11 protein-coding genes are annotated in these 19,818 nt (G+C 69.0%); 5 read left to right on the forward strand and 6 right to left on the reverse strand.

The genetic code is table 11. From position 1 onward, the window contains the following. Positions 1 to 264 precede the first annotated feature (264 nt). Positions 265 to 2,610, reverse strand: coding sequence for a response regulator (locus AC0IPL_RS02210; RefSeq protein WP_474271782.1), 2,346 nt, complete (start codon positions 2,608 to 2,610; stop codon positions 265 to 267). A 151-nt stretch (positions 2,611 to 2,761) separates the two neighbouring features. Here AC0IPL_RS02210 and AC0IPL_RS02215 point away from each other — a divergent pair, with 151 nt between their 5' ends. Next, positions 2,762 to 8,224: an alpha-2-macroglobulin family protein gene (locus AC0IPL_RS02215; RefSeq protein ID WP_474271784.1), complete on the forward strand. Its 5,463-nt coding sequence runs from the start codon at positions 2,762 to 2,764 to the stop codon at positions 8,222 to 8,224. Between the two features lie 128 nt (positions 8,225 to 8,352). Beyond that, entirely contained in the window at positions 8,353 to 10,371 is a 2,019-nt protein-coding gene (gene pbpC, locus AC0IPL_RS02220; RefSeq protein ID WP_474271969.1) for a penicillin-binding protein 1C, read from the forward strand. A gap of 254 nt (positions 10,372 to 10,625) precedes the next feature. On the opposite strand, the gene AC0IPL_RS02225 is transcribed toward pbpC, so the two are convergent. From AC0IPL_RS02225 to AC0IPL_RS02240, 4 genes are read right to left on the reverse strand one after another with little or no spacing between them, the layout of a single operon-like run. After that, positions 10,626 to 12,668 (reverse strand): hypothetical protein, encoded by a 2,043-nt coding sequence (locus AC0IPL_RS02225; protein ID WP_474271786.1) that lies wholly within the window; start codon positions 12,666 to 12,668, stop codon positions 10,626 to 10,628. 11 nt (positions 12,669 to 12,679) lie between these two features. Next, the gene (locus AC0IPL_RS02230) at positions 12,680 to 15,481 is read right to left on the reverse strand and encodes a DUF4159 domain-containing protein (protein WP_474271788.1); all 2,802 of its coding nucleotides are present in this window, start codon (positions 15,479 to 15,481) and stop codon (positions 12,680 to 12,682) included. Next, positions 15,478 to 16,371, reverse strand: coding sequence for a DUF58 domain-containing protein (locus tag AC0IPL_RS02235; RefSeq protein WP_474271790.1), 894 nt, complete (start codon positions 16,369 to 16,371; stop codon positions 15,478 to 15,480). The genes AC0IPL_RS02230 and AC0IPL_RS02235 overlap by 4 nt, the downstream gene beginning before the upstream one ends. Next, entirely contained in the window at positions 16,368 to 17,375 is a 1,008-nt protein-coding gene (locus tag AC0IPL_RS02240; protein WP_474271793.1) for an AAA family ATPase, read from the reverse strand. The genes AC0IPL_RS02235 and AC0IPL_RS02240 overlap by 4 nt, the downstream gene beginning before the upstream one ends. Before the next feature lie 64 nt (positions 17,376 to 17,439). On the opposite strand from AC0IPL_RS02240, the gene AC0IPL_RS02245 reads away from it, so the two are divergent. The 3 genes from AC0IPL_RS02245 to AC0IPL_RS02255 all read left to right on the forward strand — a co-directional run bounded on the left by AC0IPL_RS02245 (position 17,440) and on the right by AC0IPL_RS02255 (position 19,355). Continuing rightward, complete coding sequence (locus AC0IPL_RS02245) at positions 17,440 to 18,072, forward strand: DUF1285 domain-containing protein (RefSeq protein WP_474271795.1); 633 nt, start codon at positions 17,440 to 17,442, stop codon at positions 18,070 to 18,072. A gap of 108 nt (positions 18,073 to 18,180) precedes the next feature. After that, the gene (locus AC0IPL_RS02250) at positions 18,181 to 18,933 is read left to right on the forward strand and encodes a hydroxypyruvate isomerase family protein (RefSeq protein WP_474271797.1); all 753 of its coding nucleotides are present in this window, start codon (positions 18,181 to 18,183) and stop codon (positions 18,931 to 18,933) included. Between the two features lie 188 nt (positions 18,934 to 19,121). Next, entirely contained in the window at positions 19,122 to 19,355 is a 234-nt protein-coding gene (locus tag AC0IPL_RS02255) for a DUF2798 domain-containing protein (RefSeq protein WP_474271800.1), read from the forward strand. Between the two features lie 186 nt (positions 19,356 to 19,541). Here the strand turns inward: AC0IPL_RS02255 and AC0IPL_RS02260 are convergent, their stop codons facing one another. Then, the gene (locus AC0IPL_RS02260) at positions 19,542 to 19,805 is read right to left on the reverse strand and encodes a hypothetical protein (protein ID WP_474271803.1); all 264 of its coding nucleotides are present in this window, start codon (positions 19,803 to 19,805) and stop codon (positions 19,542 to 19,544) included. Between the last annotated feature and the right edge of the window lie 13 nt (positions 19,806 to 19,818).

Consider the following 19,818-nt stretch of genomic DNA (forward strand, 5'->3'; position numbering starts at 1 on the left):
CCCCCCCCAAAAAACAACACCCCACCCCCTCCCCCCCCCCCCTCCCCACCCCCCCCCCCCCCCCCCCCCCCCCCCCCCCAAGGCCGCACTAGCGGCGTGTCGGCGCAGCCGGTGCGCCCGCGGGCGCGGGAGTTCTTGGGCGTGTTCAGGCCCGTATCCGTCACGTCCAAGCCGGGAGCCGGTAGCGTTCGACGTCGACCGGGGGGGGGCCGCGCGGACGACGATCTCGCGGTCAGGGAGTTCAGAGTCGTCAGAGATAAACGGTCAGGAGGCTTCTGCGGCGCGCGCACTGGGCGGGCTGAGCGGCAGCGCTTCAGCAGGGGCGAAGGCGTGCAGCTTCTCGTGGATCAGCGCCTTGCGCAGTGGCTTGGTCAGGTAATGGTCCAGCCCGGCGGCCAGAATCGCGTCCGAATCACCTGTCATGGCATGCGCAGTCAGGGCGATGATGGGCACATGGCGCCCCGTCTCCGTCTCAATCCGGCGGATCTCGGCGGTCGCCTGCTTGCCGTCCATCATCGGCATCGAGATGTCCATGAAAATCAGATCGGGGGCAAATGCCTTGAAGGCTTCCACCGCCTCCAGCCCGTTGCTGGCGAATTGCAGGTCGATATCAAGATCCTTGACCATCTTGCGAAACACCAGCTGGTTGGTCTTGTTGTCCTCAGCCGCCAGCACCCGCATGCGCCGCAGGGCTGGCGCTGCCGGTTCCGCTGCCTGCGCAGGCGCGGCATCTGTGGCGGGTGCCGTGGGTTTCAGGGCTGCCAGTGCCGTCGCAGCCGCTGCATCCGGCGGTGCTGCGGCCTGGTTGGCCGCTGGCTGGATCGCCCCGGACCCGCTTTGGCCCGCCGGCTGGGACAAGGCGGAGGCCAACGGCCCGCCCGCGTCTCGCCCCAACCGGGCCAGCTGGTCAAAGAGGTCGGCCCGCGGTGTCGGATATTGCAACATACCGTTGACAAGGTCGCCCGCTTGCAGCCCGCTGCACGTTTGCTGACTGGAATTCAGCAGCAATATCGGCACATCGCAGCCCGCACCGGATTTCAGATCGCGCGCCAGTTGCACCCCATCCAGCGTCGGCAGGTTGTGCCCGGTGATGACCAGATCGATCCGGTCCCCGATCACCGCCATCGCGGCTTCGGCACAGTCTGCCGATGTGACTTCAATACCCAGCATCAACAGGTGCTTTTGCAGGATCTCGCAATTCAGCGGTCGGTCGTCGACCAACAGCACATGGCGCAGCGTTTCCGGCAGATCCGGCAGGCCCTGGCTGCCGTCGCCTTCCAGCGGCAGCGGCACACGCAGACCAAAGCAGGAGCCCTTGCCCTCTTCGCTGTCGACCCAGATCTCACCGCCCATCAGCTCGATCAGCCGCTTTGAAATCGCCAGCCCCAGCCCGGTGCCTTCGAACTTTCGGTTGCGCTCATCCTCGACCTGATTGAACTCGCCAAAAATGTGATCCACCTTCTCAGACGGAATGCCGATGCCGCTGTCTTCGATCGTGATGTGGACGGAGCATTCCCGGCTGTCCGGGGCGCTGATCCCGGTCACCCGCAGGGTGACATGGCCTTCCTTGGTGAATTTCACCGCATTGCCGGCCAGATTGGTCAACACCTGCCGGATGCGCCCCGGATCGCCGGTAAAGCGGGTGGGCATGAACAGGTCGTAATCCACCACCATCGCCAGACCCTTGTCGCGGGCGGTGGGTTGCAGCAGCATCACCACCTCGTGCAGGCAGCGTTCCAGATCAAAGGGCTCGGGGTGCAGCTCCAGCTTGTCGGCTTCGATCTTGGAGTAATCCAGAACGTCATTGATGATGACCAGCAGCGCCTCGCCCGAGCTTTTGATGGTGTCGGCATAGAGCCGCTGTTCTTCGTCCAGGCCGGTGTCGCTCAGCAGCTCGGCCATGCCCACCACCCCGTTCATCGGGGTGCGGATCTCGTGGCTCATGTTGGCGAGGAACGCAGATTTGGCGCGATTGGCCTCCTCGGCGCGGGCGCGGGCCTCGCGCAGCTCATTCTCGTAGCGCACGGTGGAGGTGATATCGAGCGCCAGCGTCACCATGTCGCCGCCATGGCCGCGCTGGTCGATCAACCGCAGGTATCGTTCGTCCCACAGCTGCACCATCACCGGGGTGGGTGAATCCGACAGCCAGCGGTCCGTCATCATGTCGCGCCAGGCCCCGGCGGCCAGCTCGCCGGTGTTGACCAGCCCTTCGTCCGTCATCAGTTGCAGGATCCGCATGTAGGAGATGCCGGGCGCCACCTCATCCAGACCATCAAAAATATTGAGATAGGCGGTATTTGCGCCGATCAGTTTGCTGTTGGAATCAAAGAAGGCAAACCCATCCTGAAACGCCTGGATGGAATGCCACAGCCGCCGTTCGGCGGTCTCGATCTTTTCGTTTGCGGTGCTGAGGTCGGATTTCACCTTGGCGTTTTCGTCCCGCACCGTGGCCACTTCGGCCTGGGTCTGACCAATCTGCTTGGTCAGTGCCAGCGCGTGACGGCCCAGCTTGCGATTGGCAGCCGACAGCTCGGCCTGCTTGAGCTCAAGCAACCGTTCCGCGGCAAGCCGTGCCCGCCGTTCTTCCGCCAATTTCTCAGCAAGGCTCATCCCTGCAAACTCCGAAAATCTATTAACACTCAACGTCGCACGGGCAAATTCCGCACCCTCCAGCAGGAATGCTGCTCATAAGGTGTTACGATGGGGAATCTTGCCATGTCGTTAAGCCCGTGCCAGCCTGTCGCCAGTTTTGGAGGGTGCCATGCCGCGTCTGCTGACTGCATTTGTTTTGTTTCTTACCGTGAACCTGCTGATTTCCCCGGCCGCACATGCGGATGCGGTGGTGCCGGATTTCCGGTATAAGTCCTTTGCCAACACAGACTTTTACGGATCTGATCTACAGCCGCTGTTTGATAGCGATATCAATTCTTGCGCCCGTGCCTGCGCGGCGCAAACGCAATGTGCAGGATTTGTTTTCAATCAGCGTGCCGGAGCCTGCTTTCCAAAGGCGGCGATGCAGCAGTCCAGCCCGTTTGAGGGTGCGGTTTCGGTTGTGAAGCACCCGGTGGCCGCCGCGGTGCAGGCGGCGGCGGCTCGCCGGGCCGCGCGGCTGGGCGCCGTGGCTGCACCGGACCTGGACCGTGCCGCCCGCCAGGCACAGATGCTGGGGCTGCGTTACCCGCTGGCCACCTCCGATGCGGCAGAGGCCCGCGCGGCCGCCCGCGCCCGCAACCGGGCGGACGATCCGCGGGCGGCTGTGCGCTGGATGGGGCAGGCGGTGGTGCTGTCCGACAGCGACGCGGACTGGACCCGACTTGCCACCCTTCACCTGCGCGCCGCGGACGAGGCCGCAGACCGCTCCAGCCGCAACCGGCACCGCGCGGCGGCTTACCTCGCCGCGCTGAACGGCTATCTGCGCGCCGAGGGCCCCACAGCGCAGGCCGCGGCGCTGGTGCTCGCCGCAGATGCGCAGGAGGCCCGCGGCCGTGGTCGCGACATGCTGCATCTGCTGCGCCAGGCTGAGGACATCGCGCCGGGGCAGTTGCCGCCCGAACGGCTGGAGGCGGCGATTGCCAAATATGGCTTTCGCGTCACCGGATCTTCGGTCGAAAGCGACAGCGCCGCGCCGCGGATATGCGCCGAGTTCAGCGCGGATCTGGAACAGGCAGGCACCGATTACGAAAACTATGTCCGGCTGAACGGGGCGGCGCTGGCGGTCACCGCGGCGGGCCGTCAGCTGTGCCTTGACGGTGCCGAACACGGCCAGCGCTACCGCATCACCCTGCGCCGCGGCCTGCCCGCCGCCAACGGCGAGCAGCTCCACAAGGATGTGGAGCTGACGCATTATGTGCGCGACCGCGCGCCGCAGGTGCGTTTTCCGGGCCGCGCCTATGTGCTGCCGTCGGGTGGGGCGGCGGCGCTGCCGGTGGAAACCGTGAACCTGACGGAGCTGGACCTGCGCCTGCGCCGGGTCAGCGGCCGCAACGTGCTGCGCACCCTTCAGGAGGGCTATTTCGCCCGCCCGCTGTCACAGTGGCAGGAGGCCCATTTCGCCTCTGAGATCGCCGAGGACATCTGGCAGGGCAGCGCCGAGGTCGACAGCGCGCTCAACCAGGTGATGACCAGCCGCCTGCCGCTTGCGCAGGCGCTGGCGGGTCAGAAACCCGGGCTCTATGCGCTCAGCGCGCGGGTGCCGGGGGCGGTCCCGCATGAGGATACAGGCGCGACCCAGTGGTTCGTGCTGACCGCGCTGGGGCTTAGCACCCTGTCGGGCAGCGACGGGCTGCATGTGCAGGTGCAGGATCTGTCGGACGCCAGGCCGCTGCCGGGGGCCAGGGTCAGCCTGATCTCCGCCGCGAATGAGGTTCTGGCGACGGAGATCAGCGATGCCACCGGCTACGTCCGATTTGCTCCGGGGCTGACCCGCGGCAGCGGCGGCGCGGCGCCCGCCTTGCTGACTGCGCAGAGTGGCGACGCGCAGGACTTTACCTTTCTGTCCCTGACCGATGCGGCCTTCGACCTGTCGGACCGCGGCGTGGCCGGCCGCCCCGCGCCGGGGCCGGTGGATGTGTTCCTTGCCACCACCCGCGGTGCTTTTCGCGCAGGCGAGACCGTGCAGGTCACGGCCCTGGCCCGCGATGCCCGTGCCCAGGCAATCGAAGGGCTGCCGCTGACCGCGATCCTGAAACGCCCCGACGGGGTGGAATACAGCCGCCAGACCTCGACTCGTGGCCAGCAGGGCGGTCATGTGTTCGCGCTGGACACCGATGCCGCGGCGCCGCGCGGCACCTGGCGGATCGAAATCCTGTCTGACCTCGACGCCCCGCCGCTGGCCAGTCGGCAGATCTTGGTGGAGGATTTCCTGCCCGAGCGCATCGATTTTGACCAGCACGTTGCCAATGCAGATGCCCTGCGGCCCGGCGGCACCGCGCAACTGTCGCTCAAGGCCGATTACCTGTTCGGCGCACCGGGCGCCGGGCTGAAGGTCGAGGGCGAGCTGCGTCTCAGCGCCACCGACACCCTGGCGCAATGGCCGGGCTTCCGCTTTGGCCGCCATGACCAGGCGGTTGCGGTGCAGACCGGGTATTTTGGCGGCCAGGACACCGACGCAGACGGCCGCGCCGCGATCGCCGTGCCGCTGCCTGCCAAGGTTCCCGCAGAGGGCAAGCCGCTGACCGCCACCCTGATCACCCGCGTCGCCGATGGCAGCGCCCGCCCGGTGGAACGCAGTCTGGACCTGCCGGTGCGCGCCGCCGCGCCGGTGATCGGCATCAAGCCGCTCTTCGACGGTGTGGTGGCCGAAGGCGCCGAGGCGGGTTTTGAGCTGATCGCCCTCTCCCCGGATCAGTCGCCGGACCTCGCCGCCATGCCGATGCAGGTGAAATGGACCCTGAACCGGGTCGAGACCCGCTATCAGTGGTATCAGCTCTACGGCAATTGGAACTGGGAGCCGGTGACCCGCCGAAGCCGCATCGCCACCGGCGAGGTGCAGCTGGGCAGCGATCCGCTGCTGCTGGCGCAACCGGTCGGCTGGGGCCGATATGAGCTGGTGGTCGAACGTCTGGATGGCGCCTATGCCGCCGCGGCGCTGGCGTTCGACGCCGGCTGGTACGCGCCCGCAGGCCGTCAGGACACCCCCGCGCGGCTACAGCTGTCGCTGGACAGCGAGACCTATGCCCCGGGCGACACTGCCCGCCTGCGCATCGTGCCCACGGCTGCCGGCACGGCGCTGGTGTCGGTGATATCGGACCGGCTGATCCACCGCCAGGTGGTGGAGGTGCCCGCGGGCGAATCGGTGATCCCGCTGACGGTCACACAGGACTGGGGCAGCGGCGCCTATGTTTCCGCCACGGTGATCCAGCCGGTCGCGGGCAAGTCCAGCCGCAGCCCGCTGCGCGCGCTGGGTCTCGCCCATGCTGCGGTGGCCCAACCGGGGCAGACCTTGACGGTAGAGATCGACGTGCCGGAGATCGCCCGTCCGCGCAGCACCCAAACCGCCAGGCTCCGCGTCGACGGTGCGGCGGCCGGGGAAGAGGTCTGGCTGACCGTCGCGGCGGTGGACGTCGGTATTCTCAACCTCACCGGTTTTGCCAGTCCCGATCCCGGCGCCCATTATCACGGTCAGCGCCGTCTCGGGATGGAGCTGCGCGACGTTTATGGGCGCCTGATCGACCCCGGCAACGGCGCCATGGGGCGGGACCGCTCTGGCGGTGATGCGGATGGCGGCCTCAAGATGCAGTCGCCGCCGCCGACCCAAGATCTGGTGGCGCTGTTCTCCGGCCCGCTGCGGGTGGATGAAAACGGCGAGGCCGCGTTCCCGATGACGCTGCCTGCCTTCAACGGCACCCTGCGGCTGATGGCGGTGGCCTGGTCGGCCCGCGCCGTGGGCCAGGCAGAGGCCGACATGCGGGTGCGCGATCCGGTGGTCGTGACTGCGTCGCTGCCGCGCTTTCTCGCACCCGGCGACACCAGCCGCGCCCGGATTGAACTCGTGCATGCCGACGGCCCCGCGGGCGAGATGGCACTGTCTGCCACCGCCACCGGCGGGTTGAGCCTCGGCGCTCTGCCCGCCAGTGTCACCCTGGGCGATCAGGGAAAGGCGGTGTTGGAGCTGCCGATCACGGCGCAGACCGTCGGCGATCATGCGCTGACACTGTCCCTGACCACCGCGCAGGGGCAGGTGCTGCGGCAGGAGCTGCGGCTGCCAGTGCGCGCGACGGATTCGGTGGTGGCGCGGACTCGCCGCTTCACCCTGGCGGGCGGTGACAGCTTCCTGTTCAGCCAGGATGTCTTTGCCGGTCTGCGTCCGGGCACCGCGCGGGCCACGATCTCAGCCGGGCCGCTGGCCAAGTTCGATGTGCCGGGGCTGCTGGCCGAACTGGACCGCTACCCCTACGGATGCACCGAACAGGTGGCCTCGCAGGCGATGCCGCTGCTGTACCTCAGCAACGTGGCCAAAGCCGCCGGGCTGGGCGATGGCCCGGCCGTGAAAACCCGTGTGGAGGCCGCCATCCGTCAGGTGCTGACCCGCCAGGCCCCCAATGGCGCCTTCGGCCTGTGGCGGGCTGAAAGCGGCGAATTCTGGCTGGATGCCTATGCCAGCGACTTCCTCAGCCGCGCCCGGTCGCATGGTTTCGCAGTGCCACAGCAGGCCTTTGCCCAGGCAATGGACAACCTGCGCAACCGCATCAACTATGCCCCCGATTTCGACCGCGGCGGCGAGGATATCGCCTATGCGTTGCTGGTGCTGGCCCGCGAGGGCGCGGCGCAGATGGGCGATTTGCGCTACTACGCCGACGTCAAAGGCGAGGCCTTCGCCACGCCGCTGGCCGCCGCGCAGCTGGGGGCGGCGCTGGCGGCCTATGGCGACCAGCGGCGGGCGGACCGGATGTTCGGACGCGCCGCCCGGATGTTGGAGCGCGAAGCCACGGTCAGGGACACCCTGTGGCGCGCTGATTTCGGAACCGATCTGCGCGACACGGCGGGCGTTCTGGCGCTGGCCGCCGAGGCCGGATCGGATGCGGTTGACCGCGCACGTTTCTCCGCCCGGCTTGCCACCACCGCAGGGCGCCGCTCCACCCAGGAGGCGGCCTGGACGCTTCTGGCCGCCCACGCGCTGACCCATGCGGCTGAGGACTCTGGCCTGCTGGTCAACGGCCAGCCGGTGGTGGGACCCTTTGTGCGGGCCTCCGGCGGGGCGCAGATGCAGGATCTCGCGCTGACCGCCGCCAGCGGTCGCAGCGTCGAGATCACCCTGACCACCCTCGGCGTGCCAGAGGTGCCCGCGGCGGCGGGCGGCATGGGCTACACCCTTACCCGCCGTCACTACACGCTGGAGGGCGCGCCGCTGGAGCTGCAAACGCTGGCGGTCGGCACCCGCTTTGTCACCGTGCTGGAGGTCACCCCGCATGAGGAAACCGGCGCGCGGCTGATGGTCAACGACCCGCTGCCCGCAGGTGTGGAGATCGACAACCCCAACCTGTTGCGCGCCGGCGATCTGCGCGATCTGGACTGGCTGAAACCCGCCACCGCCACCCATGCGGAGTTTCGCAGCGACCGTTTTCTGGCGGCGCTGGACCTGCGCGAGGCACAGCCGGTAACGCTGGCCTATATCGCCCGCGCGGTGACGCCGGGCGCGTTCCACCACCCCGCAGCCTCGGTCGAAGACATGTACCGCCCCGCCTTCCGCGCCCGCACAGAGACCGGGCACGTGGAAATCCGGTGAAACGCCTGTTCAACAGAACCAAGGGCAGCGTCCGTCCCCGGGTGGACGCGAAGCGCCCGCCCGGGGAGGCGGACGGGCGCTGCCCGGCCTCGCGGCCAGGCGGTTGGTGGCGATGGCGAGGTTTGACCTTGGCGGTGCTGCTGGCGGCGGCGTTCATGGCCCACCGGGCCTTCGACGCCTGGATCGAGCGCACCGATCTCCCCCTCACGCTTACTGAAACCTCTACCGAAGTCCTTGATCGCAACGGGCAGCTGTTGCGCGCCTACCCGGTTGATGACGGCCTGTGGCGGCTGGCGGTGCGGCCCGAACAGGTCGACCCGCAGTTCCTGACCATGTTGCTGCGCTATGAGGACAAGCGGTTTTACAGCCACCTGGGCGTCGACCCCCTCGCCCTCATCCGTGCGGCGGGCCAGGCGCTGTGGAACCGCCGCCCGGTCTCCGGTGGCTCGACGCTGACGATGCAGGTGGCGCGGCTGCTGGAGGACGGCACCACCGGCGTCTGGGCGGGCAAACTGCGCCAGATGCGGGTGGCGCTGGCACTGGAACACCGTCTCAGCAAGCCGCAGATCCTGACGCTCTACCTCACCCACGCGCCTTATGGCGGCGCGGTGGAGGGGATCCGGGCTGCCACCCTGGGCTGGTTCGGTAAGGAACCAAAACGCCTGACCCCGGCCGAGGCGGCGTTGCTGGTGGCGCTGCCGCAATCGCCCGAACGCCGCCGACCCGACCGCTTTCCCGAAGCCGCGGCCCAGGCCCGCGACCGGGTGCTGGCGCGGATGCAGCGCCAGGGGCTGCTGAGCGCGGACCAGGCCGAAGCCGCCCGCCGCACGGCTCTGCCCGACCGCATGGCGGCCCTGCCGCGACTGGCGCCGCATCTGGCCGATCATGTCACCGCCGCGCAGCCCACCCGCCGCCAATTGCGCCTGACCGTCGACCGCCAGATCCAGACGCGGATGCAGCGCCTGATTGCCGCGGCCGCCCGTCGCAGCGGACCGGATCTGTCTGCCGCCCTGATCGCCGTAGATCACAGCACGGGTGAGGTGCTGGCCATGGTCGGCTCCCCCGGCTACAGCGACAGCGCGCGGCGCGGCTTTGTCGACATGACCCGTGCGATCCGCTCGCCGGGCTCAACGCTCAAACCGCTGGTCTACGGGCTGGCCTTCGATCAGGGGCTGGCGCACCCCGAAACCTTGATCCACGACGGTCCGGTCAATTTCGCAGGCTACGCGCCGCAGAACTTCGACGGTGCGTTCCGCGGCGATATCCGCCTGCGCGAGGCGTTGCAGCTGTCGCTCAACATTCCGGTCGTGAAACTGACGCAGGAGCTTGGTCCGGCGCGTCTGCTGGCGGCGATGCGGGCAGGCGGGGCAGAGCCGCAGCTGCCGGGCCACAGCGCGCCGGGGCTGGCGCTGGCGCTGGGTGGCGTCGGTGTCAGCTTGGCCGATCTGGTGCAGCTCTACACCGGGCTGGCGGCGGGCGGGCAGGGACCGCGTCTGCGGGTGCTGCAGGGCGCGGGCGCGGCGCCGCCCGCGCGGCTGGTGTCTGCCGAGGCCGCCTGGCAATTGGGCGACATCCTGCGCGGCCTGCCGGTGCCGCCGGGTGTGCGCGCAGGGACCATTGCCTACAAGACCGGCACGTCCTACGGCCACCGCGACGCCTGGGCCATTGGCTGGGACGGGCGGCATGTCATCGGCATCTGGATGGGCCGCGCCGATGGCACCCCGGTGCCGGGCATCTTTGGCGGCGATCTGGCGGCCCCCGTGTTGTTCGAAGCCTTTGGTCATCTGAAACCGGTGCCGGATCCGCTGCCGCCGCCGCCGCCCGCGACGTTGATCGTCAGCGCCGCTGAGCTGCCGCTGCCGTTGCAGCGCTTCCGCCCCCGCGACGCCGCCTTTGCCGGGGATGCCGCCGCGCCAGAGCTGATCTTTCCGCCGCAGGGCGCGCGGCTGGCGCTGGGCGGAGGCGAGCTGACACTGAAACTGCGCGGCGGCACCGCGCCGTTTCTGGTGCTCGCCAACGGTGCGCCAGTGTTGACGGGGGCTCGCAGTCGCGAGATCAGCCTGCCCAGCCCCGGCGCGGGGTTCTCTTCGTTGGTGGTGGTGGATGGGGCAGGGCGGTCCGACCGGGTGGAGCTGCGGATCGACTGACCCCGCCGCGCCGACGAGCGCAAGAGGGCCGATACGGGGGCGATACAGGCGCGGACACTGGGGCAGTCACGCAAGCGGGATACGCGGGCTGATACGGGGGCAGAGGTGTTTCGCTTCGGGCCATGCCCGAAGCGACCGGCGCCGCGCCTTCGGCGCGGCGCTTGGCCCAACGGGCGCGGGTGGCCCGCAGGGGTGCTCGGGACGGGCGGGAGAGCTGCCACCAGAGGGAACGCGATGCAGTGGCAACGAGAGCGTCACCGGCGTCCTTCGCGCAGCCAGCCCGCGGTGATGAAAAACGCCACCAGCACCAGCGCCAGCCAGCTTGGTAGCAGGGGCACCTGGCTGACAGACAGTGTCTCGTAGGCCGCGCGCGGGGTCAGGCCGATCCAGCCGCGCCCGGCCGCAGGCCGCCCGGCGCGCACGTTGCGCAACGATGGCAGCCCATCCTCCAGCCTCAGGATACCGCCGCGCCAGGGCGCCAGCACCGGCGCCAGAACATCGCCGATGGCGAGCGTTTGCTCGAACTCACGCGGGGCCGCGGGGCCGAGTCCGACAACCGCGCTCTGCTCGCCCTCCTGCAACCGGTAAAGCCCCTGGTCCGGCCCCTCATACCGCGCCTCCCACTGGCCCGGCGCGGATTCGCGCAGCACCAGCTCCACGGTGGAGCCATCCGGGTTGGTCACCGTCACCGGCCCGACCTGCGGCGCCAGGGTGCGGCGCAGGATCCGCATGCGCTGACCCGAGGTCTCGGCCCACAGCGCCTCTTCCTCCAGCTCCGGTTCCTTCATCATCCAATGCGCCAGCCGCCGCAGCAGCTCCAGCTGTGGCCCGCCGCCCTCATAGCCGCGGCTCCACAACCAGGCGTGGTCCGACGCCAGCAGGGCCACGCGTCCCTCACCCACCCGGTTCAGCACCAGCAGTGGCCGCTCGTTCGCGCCGTTCATCAGCACTTGGCCTTCGGGCGTGCGCAGGTCGATCTGGCGCAGCCAGCGGCCCCAGTCCGCAGCCCCCTCCAGCCCCGCGGTGACCGGATGCTGGCGCCCCAGGTCGGTGATGGTGGGGCGAAAGGCCTGCTCCAGCACGCGCGCCGAAGGCTCGGCAGGCAGGATCATCGACAGCGGCGAGCGGTAGATACTGTCGGCGCTGGCAAAATCCGGCCCCGCCGCCACCAGCACCGCGCCGCCGCCCATCGCGTAATTGGCAACATTGTCGAGGTAGATCGCCGGCAGGATGCCGCGCCGCTTGTAGCGGTCGAATATAATGAGGTCGAAATCCTCGATCTTCTCCAGGAACAGCTCGCGCGTCGGGAAGGCGATCAGCGACAGCTCCTCCACCGGCACGCCGTCCTGCTTTTCCGGCGGCCGCAGGATGGTGAAATGCACCAGATCCACGGCGCTGTCGGATTTCAACAGGTTGCGCCAGGTGCGCCCGCCGGCGTGCGGCTCACCCGAAACCAGAAGCACCCGCAAGCGGTCCCGCACGCCGTTGATCTGCACCAGCGCCGCGTTGTTGCGCGCGGTCAGCTCGCCCGGCTCTTCCGGCACCGAAAAGCGGATCACGTTGCGCCCACCATGCTGCAACACCATCGGCAGTTCGAAATCCACCCCCACCGGCAGGGCAAAGCGCTGCGGCGCTGCGCCTGCGACAGAGACCGCCAGCTCGGCAAAGCGGCTGTCGGCGGGCACCGCGCCCTGATCCTCGATGCGCAGCGTCAACTTGACCGGTTCACCGATGATGGCAAAGCCGGGGGCGTTCTTGAGGATCAGGCGGCGGTCCCAGTCGTCGGCGCGGCCTGTCAGCAGCAGGTGCATCGGCGCGGGCAGGTTCAGCGGCGGGTCCGCGTCATGCACCTGCCCGTCCGACAGGGCGATGATCCCCGCCACCCGCGCCCGCGGCTCATCCGCCAGCGCCTGGGCAATGGCGCCCATCAGACGCGTGCCCTCGTCGCCGGCACCATCCGGCACGGTGATCCAGCGCACGTCGGTGCCGGGGCGGGCTGCCAGTGCCGCTTTCAGCTCCGCGCGGGCCGTCTCCATCTGCCGGGGGCGGTCGCGCAGCTGCTGGCTGGCGGTCTGGTCCTCGGCGACGATGACAATGTCATCGAGGGCTGCGCGGTCCTCGCTCTGATGCACCGGTCCGGAAAGGGCGGCCAGCAGCACCAGTGCGGCCAGCGCCCGCAGACCCCAGCCGGGCAGCCGCTTCCACAGCGCCAGCATCAGCGCCGCCAGCGTCACGGCGGCGGTGGCCCAGATCACGGGCCAGGGGACCAGCGGGTCGAACAGGATTGTCTGTGTCATCGCGCCTGCTCCTATTGCCCCAGCCGGTCCAGCAACGCCGGCACATGCACCTGGTCGGATTTGTAGTTGCCGGTCAGCACATGCATCACCAGGTTGACGCCAAAGCGGAAGGCCAGCTCGCGCTGCCGCTCACCGGCATAGCCGCGCCCCACCGGCAGCAGCGGGCGGCCGTTGCCGTCCACCGCCCAGGCTGCGGCCCAGTCGTTGCCGCCAATCACCACCGGCGTCACCCCGTCGTTGAGATTGCGGAAGGGGATGCCCTCGGCCTGCTCGGCATCCTGCGGCGCGGCCTCGACCCATACCGGGCCACGGCCGTGGCGGCCGGGGAAATCCTGCAGCAGGTAAAAGGTCCGGGTCAGCACGTGATCCTGCGGCACCTGTTCCAGCGGCGGGATGTCCAGCGGCAGCGCGATCTGCTGCAACCGCCGCGCCGCCGGGCTGCTGGCGCCCGCTCCGGACAGATCCGCATCGCGGGTGTCGAACAGGATCATGCCGCCCGCCCGCAGATAGGTGTTCAACTTGGCATAGGCCGCAGCAGAGGGCAGCGGCTGGTCGCGGGTGACCGGCCAGTACAAAAGCGGAAAAAACGCCAGTTCGTCACGCTCCAGATCCACCCCCGCCGGTTCGGCAGGCTCGACCGAGGTGCGAAAGAACAGCGTGTCGGACAACCCACGCAGGCCGGCAGCGGCGATGCGGTCGACCTCGGCGTCGCCGGTCAGCACATGCGCCAGCACCAGCTCAGCCGCCAGATCCGCCGCCCGGACATCCTCGGACGTTAACGGGTCAGGCGGGGCCTCCTGCTGTGCGCGCAGGTTTTGCGGGGCCAGCACGGCCGCCAGCGCCAGCGTGCCCGCCAGCACCAGCGCGCGTCGGCGCGGTGCCAGCAGGCCGGAGACCAGCAGCGTGCCCAGCACATCCAGCGCCAGCAGCGCCAGTGCCAGGGTCAGGAACGCACCGCCCAGGGGCTGCTCCTGCGGCGCGCCATAGGTGCTGACGTCCACCGTGGCGGGCCAGCGGGCGGCCTGCAAGCTGTCACCGGGGCGAAGCACATTGCGCGCCAGCATCCGCCGTCCGCCGGAATAAATACCGGGGCGCAGCGCGGGCCCGGCAGCGGCGGCAACCAGATCCGGGCCCTTGACCCCCGGCAGCGTTTCCGCAGGCGCGCTGCGGCCAAAACCGTTCAGCACCTCAACCGGGGTCCATGTGGTGCCCTCCAGATCCTCGGCGTCAGGCGTCGCGGCAGCGGAGGACACCGCCAGACGTTCCAGCATCGACACGAACAGACCCGACAGGGGCAGGCTGCTCCATTCCGCATTGGCGGTCACGTGAAACAACACCACCTGGCCCTGGCCCAATGTCTTGCGGGTGACCAGCGGGGTGCCATCGGCCAGCTCGGCAATCACCCGCTCCGCCAGCTGGGGGTCGGGCTGCGCCACCACCTGCGAAGAGATCACGACCTCGCCCGGCACCTCCAGCCCGTAAAACGGCGAGTCCTCGGCGAAAGGTGCCAGCGTCTTGGGTTCGCCCCAGCTCATGGCGCCGCCGATGCTGCGCCCGCCGATGCGCAGCCGCACCGGCATCAGCGGTGCTTCGCCCGCGCGGGCGGTGTCGCTGGCGGCCAGCCGCGGCCCGGCAAAGCGCAGCAGCAGCCCGCCGTTTTCCACCCATGCGATGACCCCGGCTTCCTGATCGGGGGCCAGCTGCGCCACATCCGCCAGCACGATCACATCGGGGTTGGCGGGCAGCAGATCCGGCAGCGCGCCCTCCAGCAGTTCGGCCGAGGGGGCTAACGCCTGGCGCAGATAGTGCAGCGGCGACAGCAGCGCGAGACCTTCGTCGTCGCTCTGCGCCGAGACCAGCGCCACCTCGCGGCGGCGCAGGGAATCGTCGGTCAGGGCCACCGTCCCGGCGCTGCGAATCCCCTGGATTTCAAAGCGGGTCAGCCGCGCCCGCAGCTCAGCAGGCAGGGACAGACCGGCGCTGGCTTCGCGGGCGCCGTCGGCAAAACGCAGCGACAGGCTGGCCAGCGTGCGGGCGCTGCCGCCGGGATCGCGGCCCTGGGCCAGTACGGTGACCTCCTGCGCGGCTCCGGCGCGGCTGCGCAGCGCGGTGATCTCGATGCCTTCGGTGGTGTAGCTTGCGGGCATCAGTCCCAGTACCGGTGCGGGCTGTTCATAGACCTCAACCGCGCCACGGCGGCTGAGCGCGGTAATTAGCTCCGCGCGGCCGGGATAGGCTAGCCCGTCACTGAACCAGACGGTGTCAAACGTTCCCTCCGCCGCCGCCAGTGCCGCCGCGGCTGCCTGCAGCTGTACCTCGCCCGGCTGCCAGGGCAGCGGCTCCAGCCCGGCCAGCTGCCGCTGCCAACTGCTGGCGGCGCGGAACTGCAAGGCCTCGGGATCGGTCAGCCGCAACAGCGCCACAGGGCGTTCGGCGCGGCCGGCATCCTCCAGCTGCTGCGCCACCTGGGCGCGGGTCTGTTGCCAGCCGGCAGCGCCCGCCCAGCTGGCATCCAGCACCAGCAGCAGCGGTGCGCGGCCGGGGCGGTTCTCGCTGCTGGGGTTCAGCACCGGCCCGGCCAGGCCGAGGATTGCCGCCGCCACCGCCGCCAGCCGCAACAGCAGCAGCCACCAGGGCGTGCGGTCAGACAGGCTCTGGTCATCCTTGAGCCCCAGCAGCAGAGTCACCGCCGGAAACGGCTGGCGTTTCGGCGCCGGCGGCACCGCGCGCAAAAGGAACCACAGCACCGGCAGCGCCAGCAGCCCCAGCAAGAGCCAGGGCGCGGTAAAGCCGATACCTGCAATCAATGTCATGGCGCGGTTCTTTCCATTGCGTGGTACAGCCACATCAGCGCTGCCTGCGCCGGATCGCCGGTGTGATGCTGGCCAAACCGCCAACCCGCCACGCGGCACAGCCGCTCCAGCGCCGCCCGGCGCTCTGCCAGTCGGGACAGATAGCGGTCCTGCAGCGCCGAGGCCTTCAGCGTTTCATGTGTGACAGCGCCGCCGATGCTCTGAAACAGGGTGCGCCCGGCAAAGGGAAAGGCTTCCTCCGCCGGGTCCAGCACCTGCAACAGAACGCCCCGCACACCGCGTGCCGCCGCCTTGGACAGCGCCTGTTCCAGCGGCGCGAACGGGCCCAGAAAATCCGAGATGAACAGCGCGCGGGCCTGCGGGATCAGGGCGCGGTCGTTCGGCGGCGCATAGTCCTCTGTGGCATCATCCATCAGCGCCTCGGCCAGCCGCAGGATCTGCACGTTGCCGCGCCGTGGCGGCAGGCTGCCGCCGGTCAGACCCACGCGCTCTCCGCCCTGTACCATCAGCACCGAGGCCGCCAGTCCCAGCAGCCGCGCGCGATCCGCCTTCTGCGGCAGCCGCGCGTCGGAGGCAAAACGCATGGAGGCACCAGCATCGACCCACAGATGCACCGTCTGGGCGATCTGCCACTCGCGTTCGCGCACGAATTGCACGTCGCCGCGGGCAGAGCGGCGGTGGTCGATCATCCGGCGGCTGTCGCCGGGCTGCGCCGGGCGGTATTGCCAGAAATCATCGCCCGCCCCGGCCCGACGGCGGCCGTGTTCGCCCATCAGTACCGCGCCCGCCAGTTGCCGCGCCTGCACCAGAAGCGGCGGCAGGGCACTGGCCTCGGCCTCGGCCCGGTGCCGCAGTGCGCTGGCCGCGGGATGGGCGGTGGGTCTGGTCACGCGGCGGCCCCGCTGCGGGCCAGGTCGGCGGCGGTCTCTGCAATCAGATCCGCCAGGCTGTCACCGCGCGCACGGGCCGCAAAGTTCAGCTGCATCCGGTGGCTCAACACCGGCTGCGCCATGTCCAGAACGTCCTCCACACCGGGGGCCAGACGCCCCTGCAACAGCGCCCGCGCCCGCACCGCCAACATCAGCGCCTGCGCCGCCCGCGGACCCGGCCCCCAGGCCACGGTCTGCGCCACCCTGTCCGAGACACCGGGTTCCTCGGGGCGGAAGGCGCGCACCAGGTCGAGGATCATCTCCACCACCGATTCACCCACCGGCATCCGCCGCAGCAGGGTCTGCGCTTCGATCAGCTCGGCGGCGCTAAACACCTGATAGGCCTGCGCGTCCTCAATCCCGGTGGTGGCCAGAAGGATGTCGCGCTCGGTCTTGCGGTCGGGGTAGGCCACGTCGATCTGCAACAGGAACCGGTCCAGCTGCGCCTCGGGCAGCGGATAAGTGCCCTCCTGCTCGATCGGGTTCTGGGTCGCCAGCACGTGGAACGGTGCACCAAGCGGGCGGTCGTCACCCGCCACCGTCACCATGCGCTCCTGCATTGCCTGCAACAGCGCCGACTGCGTACGCGGACTGGCGCGGTTGATCTCATCCGCCATCAAAAGCTGACAGAACACCGGCCCGGGGACAAACCGGAACGCGCGATGCCCGTCCGCGGCGGTGTCCAGCACCTCGGAGCCCAAGATATCGGCGGGCATCAGGTCGGGGGTGAACTGGATGCGGTTGCCGTCCAGCCCCATCACCGTTGCCAGCGTCTCGACCAGCCGCGTCTTGCCCAGCCCCGGCAGGCCGATCAGCAACCCGTGACCGCCGCAGAGCAGCACCGAGAGGGTCAGGTCCACAACCCGCTCCTGGCCGATAAAGCGCCGGGTGATCGAGGCACGCGCCTCTTGCAGCTTGGCTTCCAGCGTTTCGATGGCGGCCAGCAGATCGTCTGTTTCGGACATGACATTCCTCGTTTCCGGGATATATGCTGTCACTCTATCGTGCTGACAGGAAATGGCAAAAGCAATGAGCGGACAAAATCCTGTGACCCCCGATGCCGAGGGCCTTGCAGCGGCGGCAAAAGCGGCCGCCGAGCAGGCCGCGCAGGAGCCGGGCAAGACGTCGGGCAGGGCCAGGGGCTTGCCGCCGGTGCACCTGTGGAACCCGCCGTTCAGCGGCGATCTGGACATCCGCATTGCCCGCGACGGCAGCTGGCACTACCTCGGCACGCCCTTCACCCGGTTTGAACTGGTCAAGCTGTTCGCCTCGATCCTCAAACGGGAGGACGGGCGCTATTACCTTGTAACTCCTGCGGAAAAGGTCGGCATCACGGTCGAGGACGTGCCCTTTGTGGCGGTGGATTTCGAGGTTGCGGGCGAGGGACGCGACCAGGTCATCACCTTTACCACCAACATCGGCGACGAGGCCGCAGCGGGGCCGGAGCATCCGATCCGGGTCGCGCGCGATGCCATCAGCGACACGCCGGCGCCCTATGTGATGATACGCGCAGGGCTGGAGGCGCTGATCGACCGCAAAAGCTTTTATCGGCTGGCGGAGCTGGGCGAACACCACGAGGGCTGGTTTGGTGTCTGGTCGCAGGGGGCCTTCTTTGGCCTGATCGCCTCGGCAGAACTGGAGGCGGAATTGGGGGCGGACTAGGCACGGCCGGGGCGCATTCGCTGGCAGAAAAGCGAAAATCCGCCGTTTTCTGACCCTTGGCCTGCGCCGGTGGCGCGGCATAAACCAGCATGACGCCAGGAGATCGACATGCCCAGATTCGCCGCCAACATCTCGATGCTGTTTGCCGAGCTGCCCTATCTTGACAGGTTCCCCGCCGCCGCCGCCGCAGGCTTTGAGGCGGTGGAGATCCTCGCGCCGTATGAGATGGCCGCCAAGGAGACCCAGCGGGCCCTGCTGGCCAACGGGCTGGAGCTGTTGCTGATCAATGCGCCGCCGCCCAACTACACCGGTGGCATGCCCGGCTATGCGGCGCTGCCCGAAGGCGTCGACCGCTTCCAGCGCGACATCCGCCGGGTGTTGCGCTATGCCGAGGCGCTGAAGGCGGGGCGCATCCATGTGATGGCGGGCTATGCCAAGGGCGAGGCGGCGCAGGCGACCTTCGTGCAGAACCTGCAATGGGCCGCCGACCGCGCGCCGAAGCAGCAGTTCACCATTGAGCCGCTGAACAGCGGCGATCAGCCGGGGTACTTCCTGGATGACTACAACCTGGCGATGGAGGTGCTGGCGGCGGTGGACCGGCCCAACGTCGGCTTGCAGTATGACGCCTATCACGCCCAGCTGATCCACGGCGACGCCGCGCGGGTCTGGCAGGAGTTCGGCGCCCACGCGGTGCATGTGCAGATCGGCGCGGCGCCCGCGCGCTGCGAGCCCGGCACCGGGCCGGTGGATTTCCAGGAGCTGTTCGCGGCAATCGACGCCAGCGGATATGACGGCTGGGTGAGTGCGGAATACACGCCCTCGACCCGGCGGACCGAGGACAGCCTGGGCTGGATGCGCTGAGGCAGCGCGCCTTTGGGGTGGATCCGGTGAGGAACTTGGTTGGATCTGGTCGGATGCCGACCTGACCCCAGGCCCGCGCAGGCGATTGTGCGCCAGAGCAGTTTTCTTTTGCAGAGCGGTCTTGCATATGGGGGCTGGCTGGCGCGGTCCCGACCGCCGCAGGCCGGAGTTGTCACAAGGAGACCGCCATGTTGCCCGCCCGTTTTGCCCCGATCTTGTTTGCCCTGCTGTTGTCGGGGATGATGTCCTGCATTGTGTCCGGCATTGCGACGCTGCGGGTGACCGGGCTGGACGCGTTCGTGGCCGGATGGATGGCCGCCTGGAGCTTTAGCTGGCCCGTGGCGTTTCCAACGGTTTTGGTGGTGGCACCTCTAGTTCGCCGGATGGTGGCGCGACTGGTGCGCCAGCCGGCCGAGGGCTGACGCCCCCCCGGGCACGCGCCGCCTGCACGGGGGGGCGCTCCCGCCCACCGCAGGCTGCATCTGCGATGCCGCAGCGGCGGTTGGGCCGGGCACCGCTGGCGCGGTGCGGTTGCACGGCGCGGCGTGGGCAGTGCCAGACGCCGGGTCTGGCTGGCCATGTCAGCCGCCGGTTGCTCGGGCAGGCCGTCAGTTCAGGCAGAGGAACAGGTCGAACGTCTTGCCTTCTCCCGCGGCTTTGCGGGTTGAGGCATGTTCGGCGCGCTTGCCGTGGCCCTGTTGGCATACCCGGTCGGCTTCGCCCGTGGCGGCAGCCAGCGCCCACCGGCGTTTGTGAACCTGCGAGGTGGCGACGGTTACGCTGTCGCCATTGTACTGCGTCACCACCGGTTTGATGTGATGCGCGCAACCGCCGGTGGCAGTCAGAATGCAGGCAAAAAGAAACGTCTTCAATATCTTGCACCAG

It is taken from the genome of Leisingera sp. SA32 (assembly GCF_056033425.1).

Bases quoted from the DNA above. Each gene is read 5' to 3' on its own strand.
- AC0IPL_RS02210 (WP_474271782.1), bottom strand. From the start codon at position 2,610: ATGAGCCTTGCTGAGAAATTGGCGGAAGAACGGCGGGCACGGCTTGCC.
- AC0IPL_RS02255 (WP_474271800.1), top strand. From the start codon at position 19,122: ATGTTGCCCGCCCGTTTTGCCCCGATCTTGTTTGCCCTGCTGTTGTCG.
- AC0IPL_RS02230 (WP_474271788.1), bottom strand. From the start codon at position 15,481: ATGACATTGATTGCAGGTATCGGCTTTACCGCGCCCTGGCTCTTGCTG.
- AC0IPL_RS02250 (WP_474271797.1), top strand. From the start codon at position 18,181: ATGCCCAGATTCGCCGCCAACATCTCGATGCTGTTTGCCGAGCTGCCC.
- AC0IPL_RS02215 (WP_474271784.1), top strand. From the start codon at position 2,762: ATGCCGCGTCTGCTGACTGCATTTGTTTTGTTTCTTACCGTGAACCTG.
- AC0IPL_RS02245 (WP_474271795.1), top strand. From the start codon at position 17,440: ATGAGCGGACAAAATCCTGTGACCCCCGATGCCGAGGGCCTTGCAGCG.
- AC0IPL_RS02240 (WP_474271793.1), bottom strand. From the start codon at position 17,375: ATGTCCGAAACAGACGATCTGCTGGCCGCCATCGAAACGCTGGAAGCC.
- AC0IPL_RS02225 (WP_474271786.1), bottom strand. From the start codon at position 12,668: ATGACACAGACAATCCTGTTCGACCCGCTGGTCCCCTGGCCCGTGATC.